This is a genomic window from Fictibacillus sp. Mic-4 (genome assembly GCF_049843615.1).
In the GTDB taxonomy this organism is placed as follows: domain Bacteria; phylum Bacillota; class Bacilli; order Bacillales; family Fictibacillaceae; genus Fictibacillus_A; species Fictibacillus_A gelatini.
In genome coordinates this window covers 61,204-77,316 of sequence record NZ_JBBHZM010000013.1, presented here as the reverse complement: position 1 = coordinate 77,316, position 16,113 = coordinate 61,204, and the positions used below count along the sequence as shown (strand labels likewise).

Here is a 16,113-nt window from a genome sequence, read left to right as displayed (position 1 = left end):
CTAACTTCACTTGCATAAAACCTTATGGCTTCGAAACGTAAGAAACCAAATCCCTATCTATTCGAGTGCCGCTGCACCGCCGACAATTTCCGTAATCTCTTGAGTAATCGCCGCCTGGCGTTCACGGTTATAAGACAACGTAAGATTGCCGATAAGCTCATTGGCGTTATCCGTTGCATTTTTCATTGCGGTCATACGTGAAGCATGCTCTGCCGCTTTTCCGTCCAAAATTGCGCCATAAATTAAGCTTTCTGCATATTTTGGAAGAAGTTCTTCCAAAATTTCTTCTTCAGAAGGCTCATATTCATAAGCCGCGGTCGCTTTTGGACTTTCGATATCGCTAATCGGAAGCAATTTCTTTTCCGTTAAGTCGCTTTGAATGGCACTGACAAAATGATTGTAGTACATGTAAAGTTCATCAAACGTTCCGTCCGCGTACAAGCCGACAGTTTTGCTCGCAATGTTTTTAATGACGGCAAAAGACGGCTGATCTCCAATTCCTGTAATGCTATCAAGAATAGGCATGTTACGATGTTTAAAAAAGTTGACTCCAACTTTCCCAACGACGATAATTGCATACTCATTTTCTGACTTATGGCGCTCTTGAATCGTACGATAAACGTGGCGAAGAACGTTTGCGTTATAGGCGCCTGCAAGCCCGCGGTCAGAAGTAATGACGAAGTATCCAGTTTTCTTTACAGGACGGGTTTCAAGCATCGGGTGACGCGCGCTTTTGCTGCCTGTCGCAATACTTGCAACGACTTCCTGCATTTTGTCCATATACGGAACAAATGATTTCGCATTATTCTCCGCACGGTTGAGTGCAGCTGCGGAAACCATTTCCATCGCCTTCGTAATTTGCATCGTTTTCTTCGTCGCATCGATTCTTGCTTTAAGGTCTCTTAATGCCACTCCAATTCACCACCTTTTTGAGGAAGTCCAAAAAGATCTTATTCCTTTTTGAACATACACTGTATGTTAAGCTGGTTGAGAGGGGAATTCCCCTCTCTATCTATTTAAACTGCGAACGTTTTCTTAAATGCGATAATTGCTTGATCCAGACTGTCATCTTCAGGAAGTTTCTTCGTTGTAACGATCGTGTTCAGCACATCCTGGCAGTTTGCATCCATATACGCGTGCATTTCTTCTTCGAAACGTTGGATTTCTTCGACCGGAATATCATCAAGATATCCTTTTGTTAACGCATAAAGGATCGCTACTTGCTTTTCAACTTTCAATGGTTTGTGAAGGCCTTGTTTCAACACTTCTACCGTACGCGCACCACGGTTCAATTTCGCTTGTGTCGCTTTATCTAAATCAGAGCCGAACTGAGCGAATGCTTCAAGTTCGCGATAAGACGCCAGGTCAAGACGAAGGGTACCGGAAACTTTGCTCATCGCTTTAATTTGCGCAGCTCCCCCTACACGGGATACGGAAATACCTGCGTTGATCGCCGGACGAACACCGGAGAAGAACAAGTCAGATTGCAAGAAGATTTGTCCATCTGTAATGGAAATTACGTTTGTCGGAATGTAAGCAGATACGTCTCCTGCTTGTGTTTCGATAAACGGAAGCGCTGTAATGGAACCTCCGCCAAGTTCATCGTTTAATTTCGCTGCACGCTCGAGTAAGCGAGAGTGAAGATAGAATACATCCCCTGGATAGGCTTCACGGCCTGGAGGACGACGAAGAAGCAAGGAAAGTTCACGATATGCAGCCGCTTGTTTTGATAAATCATCATAGACGATTAATACGTGTTTTCCGTCCCACATGAATTCTTCCGCCATGGAAACCCCGGCATATGGCGCAAGGAAAAGAAGCGGAGCTGGTTGGGAAGCACTCGCTGATACAACGATCGTATAGTCTAACGCGCCATGTTGGCGAAGCGTTTCAACTACGCCTGCAACTGTTGATTCTTTTTGTCCGATCGCAACATAAATACAAATCATATCTTGATCTTTTTGGTTAATGATCGTGTCGATCGCTACCGCCGTTTTCCCCGTTTGGCGGTCCCCGATGATCAACTCACGCTGTCCGCGGCCGATCGGCACTAACGCATCAATCGCTTTAATTCCCGTTTGCAATGGCTCATGTACAGATTTACGCGCCATAACACCAGGAGCTTTTTGTTCAATTGGACGAGTTTTCGTTGTGTTAATTGGCCCTTTGCCATCAATTGGCTGGCCAAGCGGGTTAACAACCCGGCCAAGAAGTTCATAACCGACAGGCACTTCCATGATACGGCCAGTGCGTTTTACTTCGTCACCTTCGCGAATGTCTTGATATGGCCCTAAAATGATGATACCAACGTTGTTTTCTTCTAAGTTTTGGGCCATCCCCATTACACCGTTAGAAAACTCCACAAGCTCGCCAGCCATAACATGATCTAGTCCATGGGCACGGGCAATACCGTCACCGACCTGGATAACTGTTCCAACATCGTTTACTTCGATTTCAGATTGATAATTTTCAATCTGCTTTTTTATTAAAGCACTGATTTCTTCAGCCTTAATGCTCATGAATTTCACCCCTATCTTTTACAGCCTCAATTAGGCTAATTGACGTTCGATTCGTTCTAGTTTACCGCTGATGCTTCCGTCAAAAATGCGGTTGCCAATACGGACTTTAATGCCCCCGATTAACGAAGGGTCAACAATATTTTCAATGCGCAATTTCGCCTTGCCGACACGCGCCGCAAAAGTTGCTTCAAGCTCTTCCTTTTCTTTTTCCGTCAAAGGACGAACCGAGTAGACTTTCGCTTCTGCGATATTTTCCGCTTCATTTGCCAGTACGATAAAATGGCTAACCATTTCTGTAATCATGTTGTGCCGGTTTCGGTCGATTAATAGAAAAATTGTATTCATAACTGGTGCAGAAAGAGCCGCACCAAACGTTGTTTTCACTAATTCTTTTTTATCCGCTGTTGAAATCTTTGGATGGTTCAAGATTTTTAAAAGATCCTTGTTCGAACGAAACACCTCTTTGATTAAGCGAAGCTCGTCCTCTACTTGTTCAAGATTATTGGCACGAACAACTTCAAAAAGGGCTAACGCATACCGTTTTGCAATGACAGATTGATCTTTACTCATCGAGACTCGCCTACCTCTTTAAGGTAATCGTCGATCAGCTTTTCTTGACTTTTCTCATCCAATTCTTTCGCAATCACTTTCGAAGCGATCATGACAGAAAGGGATGCCACTTCATTTCGAAGCGCCGCAACCGCTTTATCCTTCTCACTTGCAATGTCAGCGATCGCTTCTTCTTTTAAGCGATCCGCTTCAAGGCGTGCAGCTTTAATGATCGCTTCACCTTGTACTTCACCTTGTTTTTTCGCATTATCAATAATCGCTTTCGCTTCTTCACGCGCCTTCTTTAATTCCTCGATTTGAAGCGCGAGATTGCTTTCAGCTTCTTTGCGGGCTTTCTCCGCTGCATCTATTTCACCGTTAATATGTTCTTGACGCGCTTTCATGATGCCCATTAGCGGACCCCATGCGAATTTGCGTAATAGAGCCATTAAGATTAAAAAAGCAACTAACTGAAGTAAAATATCTCCGCTATTTACAGCAAGACCTAGAGTTAAGGTTTGCACAAGTTTTTCCTCCCTTCAATCGGTCATACATAAGGAATGGCGAAGGAAGTTCCTTGAAGAACGTGCTTCGCCATTATGAAAATCCTTGATAAACAATGTTTACGATTAAGCTTTTCCTAAAACGATGAACGCAATAACGACACCAATGATAGGAAGCGCCTCAACTAACGCAATCCCGATAAACATTGTTGTTTGAAGAGTACCGCGTAGTTCTGGTTGACGAGCAATCCCCTCAACTGTACGACCTACGATCAAACCGTTACCAATACCGGCACCTAATGCCGCTAAACCTACAGCAATTGCAGCTGCTACTAATGCTAATGCACCCATTTGTAGTTCTCCCTTCTTTTTCCCCAAAATCTGTATTTTTTGCCTCCGTAGAAGCTGGAATCATTTAAAATTAATGGTCGTGGCTCACCTTGTGGGCGAGATATACCATTGTTAACATTGTAAAGATAAATGCCTGGATAGATCCGACAAAGATTGAAAATCCTTGCCATACAATCATCGGAATTGCTCCAAAAATCCCGGCAAAAATACCGGAATGCATCAGGCTTACTAGCAATCCGAGAAGCACTTCCCCTGCATAGATGTTACCGTAAAGCCGAAGACCGAGCGTTAGTGTATTCGCAAACTCTTCAATTAGCTTTATCGGGAATAGCAGTTTAAAAGGCTGGAAAAACTGGCTTCCATATTCTTTAAAGCCTCGCATTTTGATGCCGTAATAGTGAGTGAGTCCCACAATCATGACAGCAAGCGTTAATGTTATCGTTGGGTCAGCAGTTGGCGATTTCCACCACAGCTTGTGATCCACAACGACTGAAAATGGCAGTCCCAACATATTGGCTACGAAAATATACATGATGAGCGTCAATCCTAATGTAAGGAAGCGCCCTCCCGTATTCCAATCCATTGTGCTGTTAATGATTCCTTTCACAAAATCCACTACCCACTCAAGGAAGTTTTGCATCCCACCCGGTCTCATTGACAGGGATCGAGTAGCGAGCATCGCGATAATAAAAACAATGACAGAGGAAACGATTATCATTAGAACGTTTGCCAAGTTAAAGTTAAGACCCATAAACGTTACTATAGGAGCTTCATGTTCCATTTCCACTTCACCTCTCTTCCTTTTGAGTAAGATCATCATAGCCTGAAAAAAAATTAGCTATGAGCGTATGGCTTGCATAAGTGAATCTATTAACATGATAATGTAGATTGCCATCAATCCCACTACCACACTTAACAAATGAAAATATTGCGGATATCGTAAGGCGATAAGCGCTGCGAGGCCTCCCATTAAAAGCCTTGACAGTGAACCTAATGTTTTCACTTTTTTCTTGTGGATGACGGCCTGTCCGAGCCGTTCCACTTTTGAATACATACTCCATAAATTAAATAAACTAAACAAGGAGCCTAAAATAAGTCCGAGAAAAATGGAGTGATAGGGGGTGAATCCGTAACCGAGGACAAAAATAGATAGCAAGAAGAACATGTACTTTATGTACTTTCGGAATGTCGCGTTGTACTCAGTCATTTCTGTTCTTCTCCTGAAAATTTCGATAAAAGTCGGATCATGCCATACACGCCGGCAAATAAACCTAGAAGCAGTCCGATAATTAAAAACAACGGACTCGTTCCGATTTTCCCATCTAACCATTTGCCAGCAAATATCCCTATTAAAATACTGCCTACAAGCTGAGAAAGAATCCCTGACATTAATGCCATTGCCCGATATGGGCGCTTCTCGATGCTCATAGTACAGACCCCTTCCACGGAAATTGATAAATCGGCTTATTATCAATAATGGAAACCTTATCATATCCCTTTGTAAGGATACAATAGCGGCTATAGTATGTCAACGCAATTTCAGTTAAAATATCCTATAAAATGTGGTAATTTTGTGACGTCGATCACAAGTATATTCTAACCAAGTTAAAAAAATTTATAAGCAGGGGAAAAAGGGGGATCCCCCTTTTTTCCCTGCTTATTGCTTCCGGGCTTTTAACAGCGAAATAATAACGGCAACAAGGCTAAGAATTACTGCTGCGATGGATAGATAAAGCGGTATGTTTGATGGTTTCGCTTCTTCATGGTTCGTTTGCGCTGATTCCTCATTGGCTCCCGCATGGCTTGCATGATGATCATGAGCATTTCCATTGCTTTTCGCAACTTGTGTGACAGAAGCCGGATTTTCCGAGTCCTCCGCTCCCGTCCATTTCACCACACTACCATCTTTATACGTTTGATACGCCTTCCAGACGATTTTGTCCGCTTTATTGCTTACTTTTCCTTGAATGTTAAATTCACCGAATTCTGAAGCTCTAAGCCCCTTATTTTCTGCCGTCCAAGTAATGCCTGTAATAAGTCCGGTTTGATCTTTTGCCAGTTCATACTTCCAGCCTGGCATCGGCTCAACGCCGAAAACTTCCACTTCTTTTGGCACGTCAAGTTTCACTTTTACTGTCGGACTGTCTTTTTCAGTCGGTACACGAACCGTAAATTTTTCATACGTCCCTTGTGTCGTTTTTTGTGGGAATACAACAACATGAGCGCTTGCTACACCTGCAAATACAAACAAACTGAACACGAATGTCGCCATCATTGCCATTCGTTTTTTCATACCAGATTCACCATCCTATTGAATATCAAAAATCCTGATTTCTTTTTTACATACTTGTTCATTATCATTCTGATCTAGAACTTTTACCTCAACTAACCATTTTCCCGGAAACGGAAGGTACGGTCCGCTTCTCGCATAGGTTTCCTCAAGTTGATTCTTATCAGCTTTCGGGCTCCCTTGTTTTTTTAACGAAACTTTAATCGGTGCCATCTTGTCCGAATCAAGCGAATAGAGCCATAGTTCAACAGCTCTTGGCTTTGGTTTCCCTTTCTTTGTCACAACCTCGACTGAAAATGAATTGTTTCCCGGCTTCATTGGGCTAATTTCCGTTTGTATTTGCCCGCTATTCGTGTCCTTCACCCATGTCAGCGGCTCGTTAACCGGAGTCGGGCTCATATACGTTAATGCTCCGACAATAATGATAATGGCGACCAATAAACTAAAGTCGGCCTTCAGCCATGTGGAAATCGATTCGTTGACCGTTATTTTCCGGCGTATCATTGCCCCCGCAATGAGCACCGCCAAAACGGCAACGATTTTTATAAGAAGAAGAATCCCCCATGACGTTTCAACTAAATACGAGAGTTTCGGCTGCAAAATCAGCGTATAAAGGAGACCTGAAATCATTAAAGCCACAAGTGAAATAAACGCCGTTTTTGAAAACACGGGCAAAAACATTCGCATTTGCTCTTTATCTTTTCTATGCACTAAAAACAAGTAGAATACTCCACCGGCCCAAAGTGACGCGGCAAACAAGTGAATCATATCAAGCGGAACGGAGAGATACACCCGGTCCGCCCCGGCAGCATGGCCGTTTAAGCTTTTCACAAGGAAAGTGAGAACGATCCATACTATATTTATCCATTTCTTTCGCCCAACTATGGCTATCCCGGCAAAAGCAAGAATGAAAGAGAAGATCCAGGACAGGCCAACTGTCGTCTTTAAAAGCAATCGGCCAACTTTATCCATTTCCTCTCCGCTTAAAAGATCAACAGCCGAAAGCACAATAAAAATGATCAAGGCGTAACCATTAAGCTTCAACAGACGTTTTTCCCATACTCGAAAAAGGGAGCTTCTCTTTTCGGAAGACAATACAGTCCCCCAATACACAAAGCCTGCCACCAGCAACATGATGAAAAAGTAAGCTGCCCGGAATCCCCATATTACCGGACTTCCTAAAATATCGTGCTGATGATTGGCTGCCTTATCTGAAGGCCCTTTGCCCGATTTACTCGTTTTTCCAACCGTAAAGACATACGAATCACTGACAGGGTGGCCATCTGCCGAAATGATATGATACGTAACCGTGTAAACCCCTTTTGGCTGTTTCTGTAATTTTAATGAAAGCACTCTCTGGTCGGTGCTCATTTTCGGTTTTTGCTTTGCAACTGCCTTGCCGTTTCTGTCATAGACTTGAAGTTCAAAAAGTTCCCGTTCTAATCGCTCATTGAAGGCTAATACAATCTCATGAGGAAACTTGTTTAACTGGCTCTCCGCGGCCGGGTTTGATTGAACTAAAGTCGCATGCGCCAGCCCTTTTGCCGGGAAAATGCCAACGGAAAGAAAAACGATAAAAATGATAGAAATCAACTTTTTCATGGGAAACATCCTCGTATTTTGCACCTTTATTTTATATAATGTGAAGAGCCTTACCTATTATAGTCTTAAAGAATTTCAAAAAGTATAGCTCACCCGGGCTATTTATTGTTGGAATTTTATATGATTAGATAAAATTGTTACATAGTTGTGAGAAAGGAAAGGATAAACAGATGAAGCGAAAAATGATAGTTCCTTTCATTATTTTGATGATTGTCATACTCGGTATCGTTTCTTATCTGATTTGGAAAGAGAAACACGAGTTGCCGGTTAAACAGTCGCTTCCTTCGATGACGATGAAGAAAATCGACGGAACCACTTATTCCTTTGGGAAGTCGAAAAAGGTACGTGTCCTTGAATTGATTTACACAAGTTGTCCCGATGTTTGCCCGATCACGACACAGCGCCTCGCCCAATTGCAAAACGAGTTGAAAAAGGACGGCAAATTCGGCAAAGAAGTAGAATTTGTGATGGTGACGATTGATCCGAAAGTCGATACACCTGACGTGTTGGAAGACTATGCGAAGCGAATCGGACTGGACAAAAGCGGCTGGGTTATTATCCGCGACGAGGAAAAAATGCCGGAACTGGCGAAGAAACTTGGATTTTTCGTTCAAAAAACCGGCAAAACGGTCATGCACTCCAACACCGCCTTTTTAATTGATAAAGATAATAATGTTCGCGCTTACTTGCCGATGGGAACGAAATTTGATAAAGAAGACACGCTTGATAAAATCAATTCGTTAACAAAGGGGGGCCTCTTTTGAAAAAAGTTATTTTTTTATTCATTGCGCTCAGCCTGGTGCTTTCCGCCTGCTCATCATCGAACGGACATCCGCATCACGAGAGCAAACCAACAGAAAAAAAGCCTCCTGTTCCTATTCACGTTCAATTTGCATCTGAGCCTTCTAAAGCGAAAGCCGGCAGCAAGGTGACACTTTCAGTAAAAGTGACACAAGAAAACAAAAACGTAAACGATGCTGATGAAGTGAAATTTGAAGTTTGGAAAAAAGACGAGAAAAAACATAAAATGATAAACGCCGTAAAAAAAGGTAAAGGAACTTACATCGCCCAATACACCTTTCCTGAAACCGGAACGTATGAAGTGATGTACCATGTAATCGCCCGCGACCTCCATAACATGGAGCAAAAAGAAATGACGATCCACTAAGAAGGAGGCAATCTCCTTCTTTACTTTTTAATTAAAGGTGATCCTTATGACCTATAAACAAATTAAATGGCTGATCTTGCTTATTCCAACGATCACAATCGGCATCTGGGAATTCAGCCGCCATACATTTTTCTTGCAATATATCTCAATGGAGCTCGGCAACTGGCTCTCCCCTTTGATCGTTTTTCTCGTTACGATGATTTTTCTTCTTAAATTGTTTAACCTACTTGAAAAAATGCAGGAAGAGTTAAAGCAAGAGAAAGCCTACAAAGCGGCGCTTGAGGAGCGGGAGAAAATCGCACGGGAGCTGCATGACGGGATTGCGCAATCTCTTTTTTTATTGTCAGTAAAAATGGACAAATTGAAGAAGGCGACCCGTTTAGAAGATAACGAAGCTTATCAAAAAATCGAAAAAACGTTGCATCATGTCAATCAAGATGTCAGGCAGGCAATCACCAATCTCCGCCACGCCCCTGAACCGCACATGTTGCCGTGGGAACAGCTTTTGAATGAACTCATCCAATCCGTAAAAGAGGAAAACGATTTACACGTGACCACCTATTGGGAACTTCACGAAAATGATTTAACCGCAAAGGAAAAAATTGAATTATACGCCTGCTTAAAAGAAGCGCTAATGAACATTACGAAACATGCTCACGCAAGCCGTATTTGGATCGACGCACGGATGACTGAGACAGGCTTTATATGCCAGGTCAAAGACGATGGGATTGGCTTTTGCGAAGAAACATCAAAAGCCGCCCGCTACGGCTTGCAGATTATGAGAGATCGAACGGAAGAAATGGGCTGGGCCTTGACTTTTAACAGGAGAAATGGACAAACCATTGTTGAAATCAAAAAGGAGAATGCGTCATGATACAGCCTTACCGCATTATCATTGCCGATGACAGCGCGCATGCACGAGAAGGCATAATGGACATCCTTGAAGATATTGAAGAGTTTCAAGTTGTCGGTGAAGCGAGAAGTGGAAAAGAAGCGATGGAATTGACCGAAAAGCTCATGCCTGACATGATTTTAATGGACATCCACATGCCGGGATTGGACGGACTTGAAACGACAAAAATGATTAAGAGCCAGTTTCCGTATGTAAAAATCGTCATTGTAACTGTCTCCGATGACATCACCCATCTTTTTGAAGCGCTAAAAAAAGGGGCTCAAGGGTATTTGCTGAAAAACATTGACCCTTCGCGCTGGCATGAATATTTGCGGGCTTTCGCGTTAGATGAAGTTCCGATGACAAAAGAATTGGCGCTAAAAATCTTGCTGGAATTCAGCCAGCGAAACAAACCGGTCAATCAGCATAACCCATTGTCCGACCGCGAGCAACAAGTGTTGAACCTCGTCGCTAAAGGCCATTCGAACAAAGAAATATCTGACGAGCTGTTCATTTCGGAAAACACGGTAAAAAACCATCTTAAAAATATTTTAAAAAAGCTTCATTTGCAAAATCGTGTGGAATTGACGAGCTATGCCTATGAACAAGGATGGATCCAAAAACCGAACACGTTTGAATAAGTTTTTTTGAATTTTTGTTTCTATTCGTTCTCATAATTTTGCCCCTATTAGCAAAAACTTCTCTTATAGGCAAAAGCGTATAAGGAGATGCAAGCAAATGAAAAGGCGAAATATAGGTTTCTTATTGCTCGTTCTCCCGTTATTGGTAGCGGGATGCGCCACGAGAAATGCACAAAAGAATGAAGTGGGGACAAGGCAAATCGGATATTATGAAGATGTAGACCGAAAGTCGAAGGTTAATGTTGCCCCAGCGCCGGTTAGTGAAGAAGATTATGCGAAATGGGGCAAACTTGCCTTGCAAGAAACAAAGAAAAAATATCCGAACAGCAAAGTAAGCGATTATAGATATGATACGAGGAGAATTAACCCTGATGGTACGGTCATCGACTTTTTTAATTTTATCGTGACCGAAAATGCCGTAACGAAAGACGTCCGTGTTTCAGTAATGCATGACCCGGACACCGATCGACTGATTTCAATAACGTTTGAAGAAAGAGGATAAAGAGCGCTCAGCCGCTTTGATCCTCTTTCCTTTTAAATGCTGGAAATTGTTGTTTCTTTTTTGTTCCTTATGAGTATACAAAAAATTCTGAACCAAATATAGACTTATATTTTCCTATGTGTTATACTACTATTATCATAGACGTCAGGGATACGTCTGGCTTATTAAGTAATGCCGAAAACATAGAAAAGCTGAATGGACACATAGTAACGGTGTCTTTTTTTATTGCTAAAGTGGGTGGAACAAATTGATTGTGAAAGTAATGAAAAGGCACGTTTGGGAACAGGCAAAAGCGCAGGGAGAAATTCACGAGGAATCCTTGCTGACGGAAGGCTTCATTCACTGTTCGTTTCTAGAACAGGCAACAAAAACGGCGGAAAAACATTTTGCAGGAGAAACAGATTTAGTATTGCTGAAGATCGACCCCGATCTGGTCCAGGCTGAAATCAAATATGAACGGGCATCAAACGGCAAAGAATACCCGCATGTTTACGGACCGATTAACATCGATGCTGTAACAGCAGTTATCCCATTCGTTAAAAATGAAAATGGGGAATTTGTCCTTCCCATGGAGTGGAAGGCAAACTAAAGGCGTCCAACCCGTCCAAACGTTAAGTTAACGATTGGACGGGTTTTGGTCTAACCAGACGCTACTGCACGATTCATTTATTTTTGGACTTTCTTTTCAATTTGTTGATGGAGATCATCAACATTGGCGCTATCCTCTAGCGCTTCATTTGCGAATTTTCGCGGAAACATGTCCTTGATTGAACTTTCATAGTAACTTCCTTCCTCCGGCTCTTTATAACCAACAACTTTATCCGATTGGTAAAAAGGTAATCCCCCGTTAAGAGATTACCTTTTTCAAATCAAATTATTTAACCGCTACATAAATATCTATTTGAGCGTCATTGGGGTCCTCGCATCTTTCATCATACCATTCAAAATCGCATGTGTAGGAACGTTTCCTCTCCGATGTTTCAAAATAACTCCAAATCTCTCTCCATGTTTCCTGGACAATTTCGGACAGGCTCCCTTTTCGTGTCGTAAAGACCAAATAGGTTGACCGAGGTACGACTTTTACCTTCATTCCCGGCGGTACTTCATCTGTTTTCTTTATTTTCTTCCCGACCGAAAACATATATTCACCATGTATATCACTTTCATAGTCGGAATACAGTCCGAGTGTCACGGCAGGTGAAGTAGGATGAGGGATATTCCGTTCCACTTTGTCAGTAAAATACTTTTCCCACAGCGTCGGAATTTCCCCTTTTGCTCCTATTTCCTTCTGATTCGATGTTTGTACGGAAATGCCGGCAAAATGGAATGCTTCACTATAAAAGATCTCAGGCTTCAAGAAGGAACCCTCTTTCTCCATCTTTTTAAGGACGGCAATGTTACTCGTAAAATATCACGGGCTTCATCCTCTTCCATCCCATCTTCCTTCATGTAAGAAACACAGAGTTCGGTCATTTCTTTCAATGTGAGATCAGGTTGCTTAAATTCACCTTTTTCATAGCAATAACAACAGTAATCCTCGCTTCTCGCACCCGATTTTTCAATTCCGAAAAGGGATCGCTCGTTCATCGGCATCCCACAGCTCTGACAAACTACTTGGTTTTTCAATGTGATCATCCTCCTTTCTGCTTATTATAAAAAAGCCAACATGACAGCTGTATGTCATATTGGCTTCTTTTTTTTAGAGCAGGGCGCTATGAATACATGTTGTTGATCTTTCTGGAAAGCTCTTTTATCTTTTCTCTCATATGCAGAGGTTCAAGCACTTCCGCGTTATCCAAAAAGCTTAAAATAAAGCCGTATAGCCAATTGTCGTCGGGCATTTCGATGTCCACAATCAATCGCCCCGATTCATCAGTTGTAATGTTCTGCGCATCAAACCACTCCTCTACAGAAGTGCGCAGTTCCGGGCGAAAACCAAGCTTCAGCTTAACCGTATTTTTCGGATCATACCACTCTTTTTCCCACGGAAGCTCTTCTGTTTTAAATTCTTTGCGCTCAAAGACGCATTCGGTCAACGAAAGATATTTCATTCGAGCAAGCTTAAACAGCCGAAACTGTTTTCTATCTAAGCAATAGCCGTACAAATACCACGCCCGTCCTTTCAAAATCAATAGATGAGGCTCGACCCGTCTCCTTCCTGCTTCCCCCCGGCTGTTGGAATACGTGAATTGAGCAACAGTTAACGATTCGATAGCTCTTTTCAATATCGTCAATTTTTCTTTCACAACCGGGTTTTGCCCCCATGGACTTAAATCAATAAAGACCGATTCTTGATTTCTATCATCAGATATGCTTTTTATCTTTTCTAAAACAGCCGTAGTGTGGATATCCTCATAAGTTGTGGCCACTCCTTTTAAAGCCGTTGAAATAGCGGTCAATTCTTCTTTCGTCAACACTTGTTTGTCCAATCGATAGCCTTCGATCAACCCGATTCCGCCATTGGTTCCCTGGTACTCGATAACCGGAATTCCCGCCCGGCTTAGCGCCTCCATATCGCGATATACCGTTCTTACGGAAACGCCAAACATTTCTGCTAATTCTTGCGCACGAACTTTTCGACGATTGATCAAAATCATTGTCATTGCGAGTAGTCTATCAAGCTTCAACTCACCACCTCCGCTAATAAAAAAGTCCACATAGAGCACTATGTGAACTTTTTGCTTGTCTTATTTTGTTCCGAATAAACGGTCGCCGGCATCGCCAAGTCCGGGTACGATATAGCCGTGATCGTTCAATTTTTCGTCTAATGCCGCCAAATAAATGTCGACATCAGGGTGCTCTTCTTCAATCAATTGGACGCCTTCTGGAGCGGCAACGAGGCACATTAATTTAATATTTTTTGCGCCGCGGTTTTTGATTGACGTAATCGCAGCTGAAGCCGATCCTCCTGTCGCGAGCATCGGGTCGATGACGATGAAATCACGTTCTTCGACATCTTTCGGAAGCTTCACGTAATATTCGACCGGCTTTAACGTTTCCGGATCGCGGTACAAGCCGACATGCCCGACTTTTGCTGCCGGAATCAATTTCAAAATGCCGTCTACCATGCCAAGCCCTGCCCGAAGAATCGGAACGAGTCCCATTTTTTTGCCGGCAATAACCTTTGTTTTTGTTTCTGCAACCGGCGTTTTTACCGTCACTTCTTCAAGAGGAAGATCTCTTGTAATTTCGTATGCCATTAATGCAGCAACTTCATCGACGAGCTCACGGAATTCTTTCGTTCCCGTTTCCTCATTTCGAATGTATGTAAGCTTATGTTGAATTAACGGATGATCGAATACATGTACTTTACCCATCTTAACTCTCCTTTCCAATCAGAGCCAGCCCTTCTATGCGACAAACTCACTTCTACAAATTTTACAGAAAAAAGGGCGTCAGTTCAAGTTGGGGAAATTTAACTCTTATCACTCCAGCGAAAGAATCGAGAGGAAAGTACGATTGAGATAACGGCAATTCCGAGAAGTACAATAACGTCCGTCCCACGTTCCCATATCGGCGCAGTATTCCATGTGGCGCGGAGCAATTCAATAACATAGTAGAGCGGCAATGCTTTGGCCACATATTGCAAAAAGTCGGGCATCATTTGCAGCGGAAATGTCGCTCCTGATAAGAACATCATTAAGTTAAGGCATAACGAGCTAATCGCGGCTGACGTTTGTGTGTTTTTTCCAAGCGAAGTTAAGAACAAGGCGAGCGGAAAGAAAGAAACGATGCTGATGACCAGGGCGAGAAGTGTGCTGCCGAGGTATTTAGGCATGCCTAAATGAAATAATAAGCTGCCGAATATCGCCAGAATGACGGCGGAGATCGCAAAAATGACGGTTCCCTGCACCGTATGGGCAAATAATATTTTCCACGGTTTCAGCGGCGTCGATTGGTATCTGCGCAAGACTCCCGTTTCCCTGTAAGAGGCAAGCACTGTTCCCAATGTAAAAAATGCGGTCGTTACAATGTTCACACCGATCCATGACGGCACATACGCTTCAGCGAAAGTCAGCCCGCCAATTTTCCCATCTTTGAACATTGAGCCAAACAACCAGATCATGAGCACAGGAAATAAAAACGTCCAGAACACTTGCATTTTATCACGGAAAAACATTTTCGTTTCCAGGATCGTTAATTTAGCCAATGCGTTCATCTTTTTTCCCCTTTTCTAAAAAATGTACGAACAGATCGTCGAGCGTCCCTTTTTCAAATTTAAAGTCAGTGAGTGAGATAGCGTGTTCTTCACAATGCTTGAACAAATAATAGGCGGTTTGCTGCATCGTTTCGGTAAAGACTTTGAAAAAGAACTCCTCGTTTTCAACTTTGACCACTCCGGGAAGTGCGGCTAATTGAAGCTCGTCAATTTCATTGCTGTAAAACGACAAATAGTTGACGGCCATCTCATCTAACAGTAGACGGGGCTCGTTTAATGCTTTAATTTCACCGTTGTAAATCATGGCTACCCTGTCACACAGCTTCTCGGCTTCTTCCATGTAGTGGGTTGTTACAACGATCGTACAGCCGCAATCCCTTAATAGCTGAATAATTGACCAGAGTTCCCGCCTAGCATGCGGGTCAAGTCCCATGCTCGGTTCATCAAGAAAGACGATTTCCGGCTGATGAAGCGTGGCCAGGGCAAGCGTGACGCGCTGTTTCCAGCCCCCGGATAAATCGCCAAAAAAGTGATTCATTTTTTCTTCCAAACCTAATATCTCGATAATGTCCTTACTGTTTTCTTTACGAGAATAAAACGAAGAAAATAAATCCACCGCCTCTTTCACTTTCATCTTTTTTTGAATCGATGTCGCCTGATATTGGACACCGATTTTCTCATTTAATGCCGTCCGGTTTTTTTGCGGATCAAGGCCCAACACTTCGACAAGTCCGCCATCCCGTTTTCTTAACCCTTCCAATATTTCAATCGTTGTCGTCTTTCCGGCGCCGTTCGGACCGATAATTCCAAAAATCTCGCCTCTTTCAACATTAAAAGAAATGTCGTTCACCGCCTGAACCGTGCCATAACGCTTGGAAAGCTGTTGAACCGTAATTACCGTTGACATGAAAAACCTCCCACTGTTATTTTCTTCAAT

General features: G+C 42.8%; 22 protein-coding genes. 6 read left to right on the top strand and 16 right to left on the bottom strand.

All coding sequences use genetic code 11. The annotated features are described in order from the left end of the window. Nucleotides 1-57 precede the first annotated feature (57 nt). From atpG to WD019_RS10595, 10 genes are all read right to left on the bottom strand, one after another. Entirely contained in the window at nucleotides 58-918 is an 861-nt protein-coding gene (atpG, locus tag WD019_RS10640) for an ATP synthase F1 subunit gamma (RefSeq protein ID WP_425711477.1), read from the bottom strand. A 98-nt stretch (nucleotides 919-1,016) separates the two neighbouring features. Next, nucleotides 1,017-2,519, bottom strand: a complete 1,503-nt coding sequence (atpA, locus tag WD019_RS10635) for a F0F1 ATP synthase subunit alpha (RefSeq protein ID WP_026677301.1) — start codon at nucleotides 2,517-2,519, stop codon at nucleotides 1,017-1,019. A 30-nt stretch (nucleotides 2,520-2,549) separates the two neighbouring features. Continuing rightward, nucleotides 2,550-3,089, bottom strand: coding sequence for a F0F1 ATP synthase subunit delta (locus tag WD019_RS10630; protein WP_026677300.1), 540 nt, complete (start codon nucleotides 3,087-3,089; stop codon nucleotides 2,550-2,552). Continuing rightward, nucleotides 3,086-3,592 (bottom strand): F0F1 ATP synthase subunit B, encoded by a 507-nt coding sequence (gene atpF, locus WD019_RS10625; protein ID WP_026677299.1) that lies wholly within the window; start codon nucleotides 3,590-3,592, stop codon nucleotides 3,086-3,088. The genes WD019_RS10630 and atpF overlap by 4 nt, the downstream gene beginning before the upstream one ends. A 105-nt stretch (nucleotides 3,593-3,697) precedes the next feature. Further along, nucleotides 3,698-3,922: a F0F1 ATP synthase subunit C gene (atpE, locus tag WD019_RS10620; protein WP_026677298.1), complete on the bottom strand. Its 225-nt coding sequence runs from the start codon at nucleotides 3,920-3,922 to the stop codon at nucleotides 3,698-3,700. Nucleotides 3,923-3,992: 70 nt separating this feature from the next. Next, nucleotides 3,993-4,703, bottom strand: a complete 711-nt coding sequence (atpB, locus tag WD019_RS10615) for a F0F1 ATP synthase subunit A (protein ID WP_026677297.1) — start codon at nucleotides 4,701-4,703, stop codon at nucleotides 3,993-3,995. 57 nt (nucleotides 4,704-4,760) lie between these two features. After that, nucleotides 4,761-5,129 carry an ATP synthase subunit I gene (locus WD019_RS10610; protein WP_026677296.1) on the bottom strand — a complete coding sequence of 123 codons (369 nt, stop codon included), beginning with the start codon at nucleotides 5,127-5,129 and terminating at the stop codon, nucleotides 4,761-4,763. Further along, on the bottom strand, nucleotides 5,126-5,350 hold the full coding sequence (locus tag WD019_RS10605) for an AtpZ/AtpI family protein (RefSeq protein WP_026677295.1): 225 nt from the start codon (nucleotides 5,348-5,350) through the stop codon (nucleotides 5,126-5,128). The genes WD019_RS10610 and WD019_RS10605 overlap by 4 nt, the downstream gene beginning before the upstream one ends. A gap of 229 nt (nucleotides 5,351-5,579) precedes the next feature. Continuing rightward, nucleotides 5,580-6,215 carry a YcnI family protein gene (locus WD019_RS10600; protein WP_026677294.1) on the bottom strand — a complete coding sequence of 212 codons (636 nt, stop codon included), beginning with the start codon at nucleotides 6,213-6,215 and terminating at the stop codon, nucleotides 5,580-5,582. 15 nt (nucleotides 6,216-6,230) lie between these two features. After that, nucleotides 6,231-7,814 carry a copper resistance CopC/CopD family protein gene (locus WD019_RS10595; RefSeq protein WP_425711467.1) on the bottom strand — a complete coding sequence of 528 codons (1,584 nt, stop codon included), beginning with the start codon at nucleotides 7,812-7,814 and terminating at the stop codon, nucleotides 6,231-6,233. Between the two features lie 170 nt (nucleotides 7,815-7,984). On the opposite strand from WD019_RS10595, the gene WD019_RS10590 reads away from it, so the two are divergent. The 6 genes from WD019_RS10590 (at nucleotide 7,985) to WD019_RS10565 (ending at nucleotide 11,606) form a co-directional block, all read left to right on the top strand. Further along, entirely contained in the window at nucleotides 7,985-8,578 is a 594-nt protein-coding gene (locus tag WD019_RS10590) for an SCO family protein (RefSeq protein WP_425711466.1), read from the top strand. Then, nucleotides 8,575-8,982, top strand: a complete 408-nt coding sequence (locus tag WD019_RS10585) for a FixH family protein (RefSeq protein ID WP_425711465.1) — start codon at nucleotides 8,575-8,577, stop codon at nucleotides 8,980-8,982. Before WD019_RS10590 ends, WD019_RS10585 begins: the two co-directional genes overlap by 4 nt. 46 nt (nucleotides 8,983-9,028) lie before the next feature. Further along, the gene (locus tag WD019_RS10580) at nucleotides 9,029-9,856 is read left to right on the top strand and encodes a sensor histidine kinase (protein ID WP_425711464.1); all 828 of its coding nucleotides are present in this window, start codon (nucleotides 9,029-9,031) and stop codon (nucleotides 9,854-9,856) included. Beyond that, a complete protein-coding gene (locus WD019_RS10575; protein WP_425711463.1) occupies nucleotides 9,853-10,515 on the top strand; it encodes a response regulator in 663 nt (220 codons plus the stop codon). The genes WD019_RS10580 and WD019_RS10575 overlap by 4 nt, the downstream gene beginning before the upstream one ends. A gap of 97 nt (nucleotides 10,516-10,612) precedes the next feature. Beyond that, nucleotides 10,613-11,017, top strand: a complete 405-nt coding sequence (locus WD019_RS10570) for a DUF3889 domain-containing protein (protein ID WP_051291402.1) — start codon at nucleotides 10,613-10,615, stop codon at nucleotides 11,015-11,017. Between the two features lie 247 nt (nucleotides 11,018-11,264). Next, nucleotides 11,265-11,606 (top strand): DUF952 domain-containing protein, encoded by a 342-nt coding sequence (locus WD019_RS10565; protein WP_425711462.1) that lies wholly within the window; start codon nucleotides 11,265-11,267, stop codon nucleotides 11,604-11,606. A gap of 285 nt (nucleotides 11,607-11,891) precedes the next feature. Here WD019_RS10565 and WD019_RS10560 read toward each other — a convergent pair whose 3' ends face one another. From WD019_RS10560 to WD019_RS10535, 6 genes are all read right to left on the bottom strand, one after another. Next, nucleotides 11,892-12,374 (bottom strand): GyrI-like domain-containing protein, encoded by a 483-nt coding sequence (locus WD019_RS10560; protein WP_425711461.1) that lies wholly within the window; start codon nucleotides 12,372-12,374, stop codon nucleotides 11,892-11,894. Further along, a complete protein-coding gene (locus tag WD019_RS10555) occupies nucleotides 12,371-12,643 on the bottom strand; it encodes a zinc ribbon domain-containing protein (protein ID WP_425711460.1) in 273 nt (90 codons plus the stop codon). The genes WD019_RS10560 and WD019_RS10555 overlap by 4 nt, the downstream gene beginning before the upstream one ends. An 86-nt stretch (nucleotides 12,644-12,729) precedes the next feature. Continuing rightward, nucleotides 12,730-13,644: a helix-turn-helix transcriptional regulator gene (locus WD019_RS10550; RefSeq protein ID WP_425711459.1), complete on the bottom strand. Its 915-nt coding sequence runs from the start codon at nucleotides 13,642-13,644 to the stop codon at nucleotides 12,730-12,732. A gap of 60 nt (nucleotides 13,645-13,704) precedes the next feature. Further along, on the bottom strand, nucleotides 13,705-14,334 hold the full coding sequence (gene upp / locus WD019_RS10545) for a uracil phosphoribosyltransferase (protein ID WP_026677286.1): 630 nt from the start codon (nucleotides 14,332-14,334) through the stop codon (nucleotides 13,705-13,707). Between the two features lie 98 nt (nucleotides 14,335-14,432). Further along, nucleotides 14,433-15,176, bottom strand: coding sequence for an ABC transporter permease (locus tag WD019_RS10540; RefSeq protein ID WP_026677285.1), 744 nt, complete (start codon nucleotides 15,174-15,176; stop codon nucleotides 14,433-14,435). After that, nucleotides 15,160-16,083 carry an ABC transporter ATP-binding protein gene (locus WD019_RS10535; RefSeq protein ID WP_425711458.1) on the bottom strand — a complete coding sequence of 308 codons (924 nt, stop codon included), beginning with the start codon at nucleotides 16,081-16,083 and terminating at the stop codon, nucleotides 15,160-15,162. Before WD019_RS10535 ends, WD019_RS10540 begins: the two co-directional genes overlap by 17 nt. Nucleotides 16,084-16,113 lie beyond the last annotated feature (30 nt).

Coding starts and splice junctions, on each gene's coding strand:
- atpE (WP_026677298.1), bottom strand. CDS start 3,922: ATGGGTGCATTAGCATTAGTAGCAGCTGCAATTGCTGTAGGTTTAGCG.
- upp (WP_026677286.1), bottom strand. CDS start 14,334: ATGGGTAAAGTACATGTATTCGATCATCCGTTAATTCAACATAAGCTT.
- WD019_RS10570 (WP_051291402.1), top strand. CDS start 10,613: ATGAAAAGGCGAAATATAGGTTTCTTATTGCTCGTTCTCCCGTTATTG.
- WD019_RS10605 (WP_026677295.1), bottom strand. CDS start 5,350: ATGAGCATCGAGAAGCGCCCATATCGGGCAATGGCATTAATGTCAGGG.
- WD019_RS10540 (WP_026677285.1), bottom strand. CDS start 15,176: ATGAACGCATTGGCTAAATTAACGATCCTGGAAACGAAAATGTTTTTC.
- WD019_RS10535 (WP_425711458.1), bottom strand. CDS start 16,083: ATGTCAACGGTAATTACGGTTCAACAGCTTTCCAAGCGTTATGGCACG.
- WD019_RS10575 (WP_425711463.1), top strand. CDS start 9,853: ATGATACAGCCTTACCGCATTATCATTGCCGATGACAGCGCGCATGCA.
- WD019_RS10630 (WP_026677300.1), bottom strand. CDS start 3,089: ATGAGTAAAGATCAATCTGTCATTGCAAAACGGTATGCGTTAGCCCTT.
- atpA (WP_026677301.1), bottom strand. CDS start 2,519: ATGAGCATTAAGGCTGAAGAAATCAGTGCTTTAATAAAAAAGCAGATT.
- atpB (WP_026677297.1), bottom strand. CDS start 4,703: ATGGAACATGAAGCTCCTATAGTAACGTTTATGGGTCTTAACTTTAAC.
- WD019_RS10595 (WP_425711467.1), bottom strand. CDS start 7,814: ATGAAAAAGTTGATTTCTATCATTTTTATCGTTTTTCTTTCCGTTGGC.
- WD019_RS10590 (WP_425711466.1), top strand. CDS start 7,985: ATGAAGCGAAAAATGATAGTTCCTTTCATTATTTTGATGATTGTCATA.
- WD019_RS10580 (WP_425711464.1), top strand. CDS start 9,029: ATGACCTATAAACAAATTAAATGGCTGATCTTGCTTATTCCAACGATC.
- WD019_RS10610 (WP_026677296.1), bottom strand. CDS start 5,129: ATGACTGAGTACAACGCGACATTCCGAAAGTACATAAAGTACATGTTC.
- WD019_RS10600 (WP_026677294.1), bottom strand. CDS start 6,215: ATGAAAAAACGAATGGCAATGATGGCGACATTCGTGTTCAGTTTGTTT.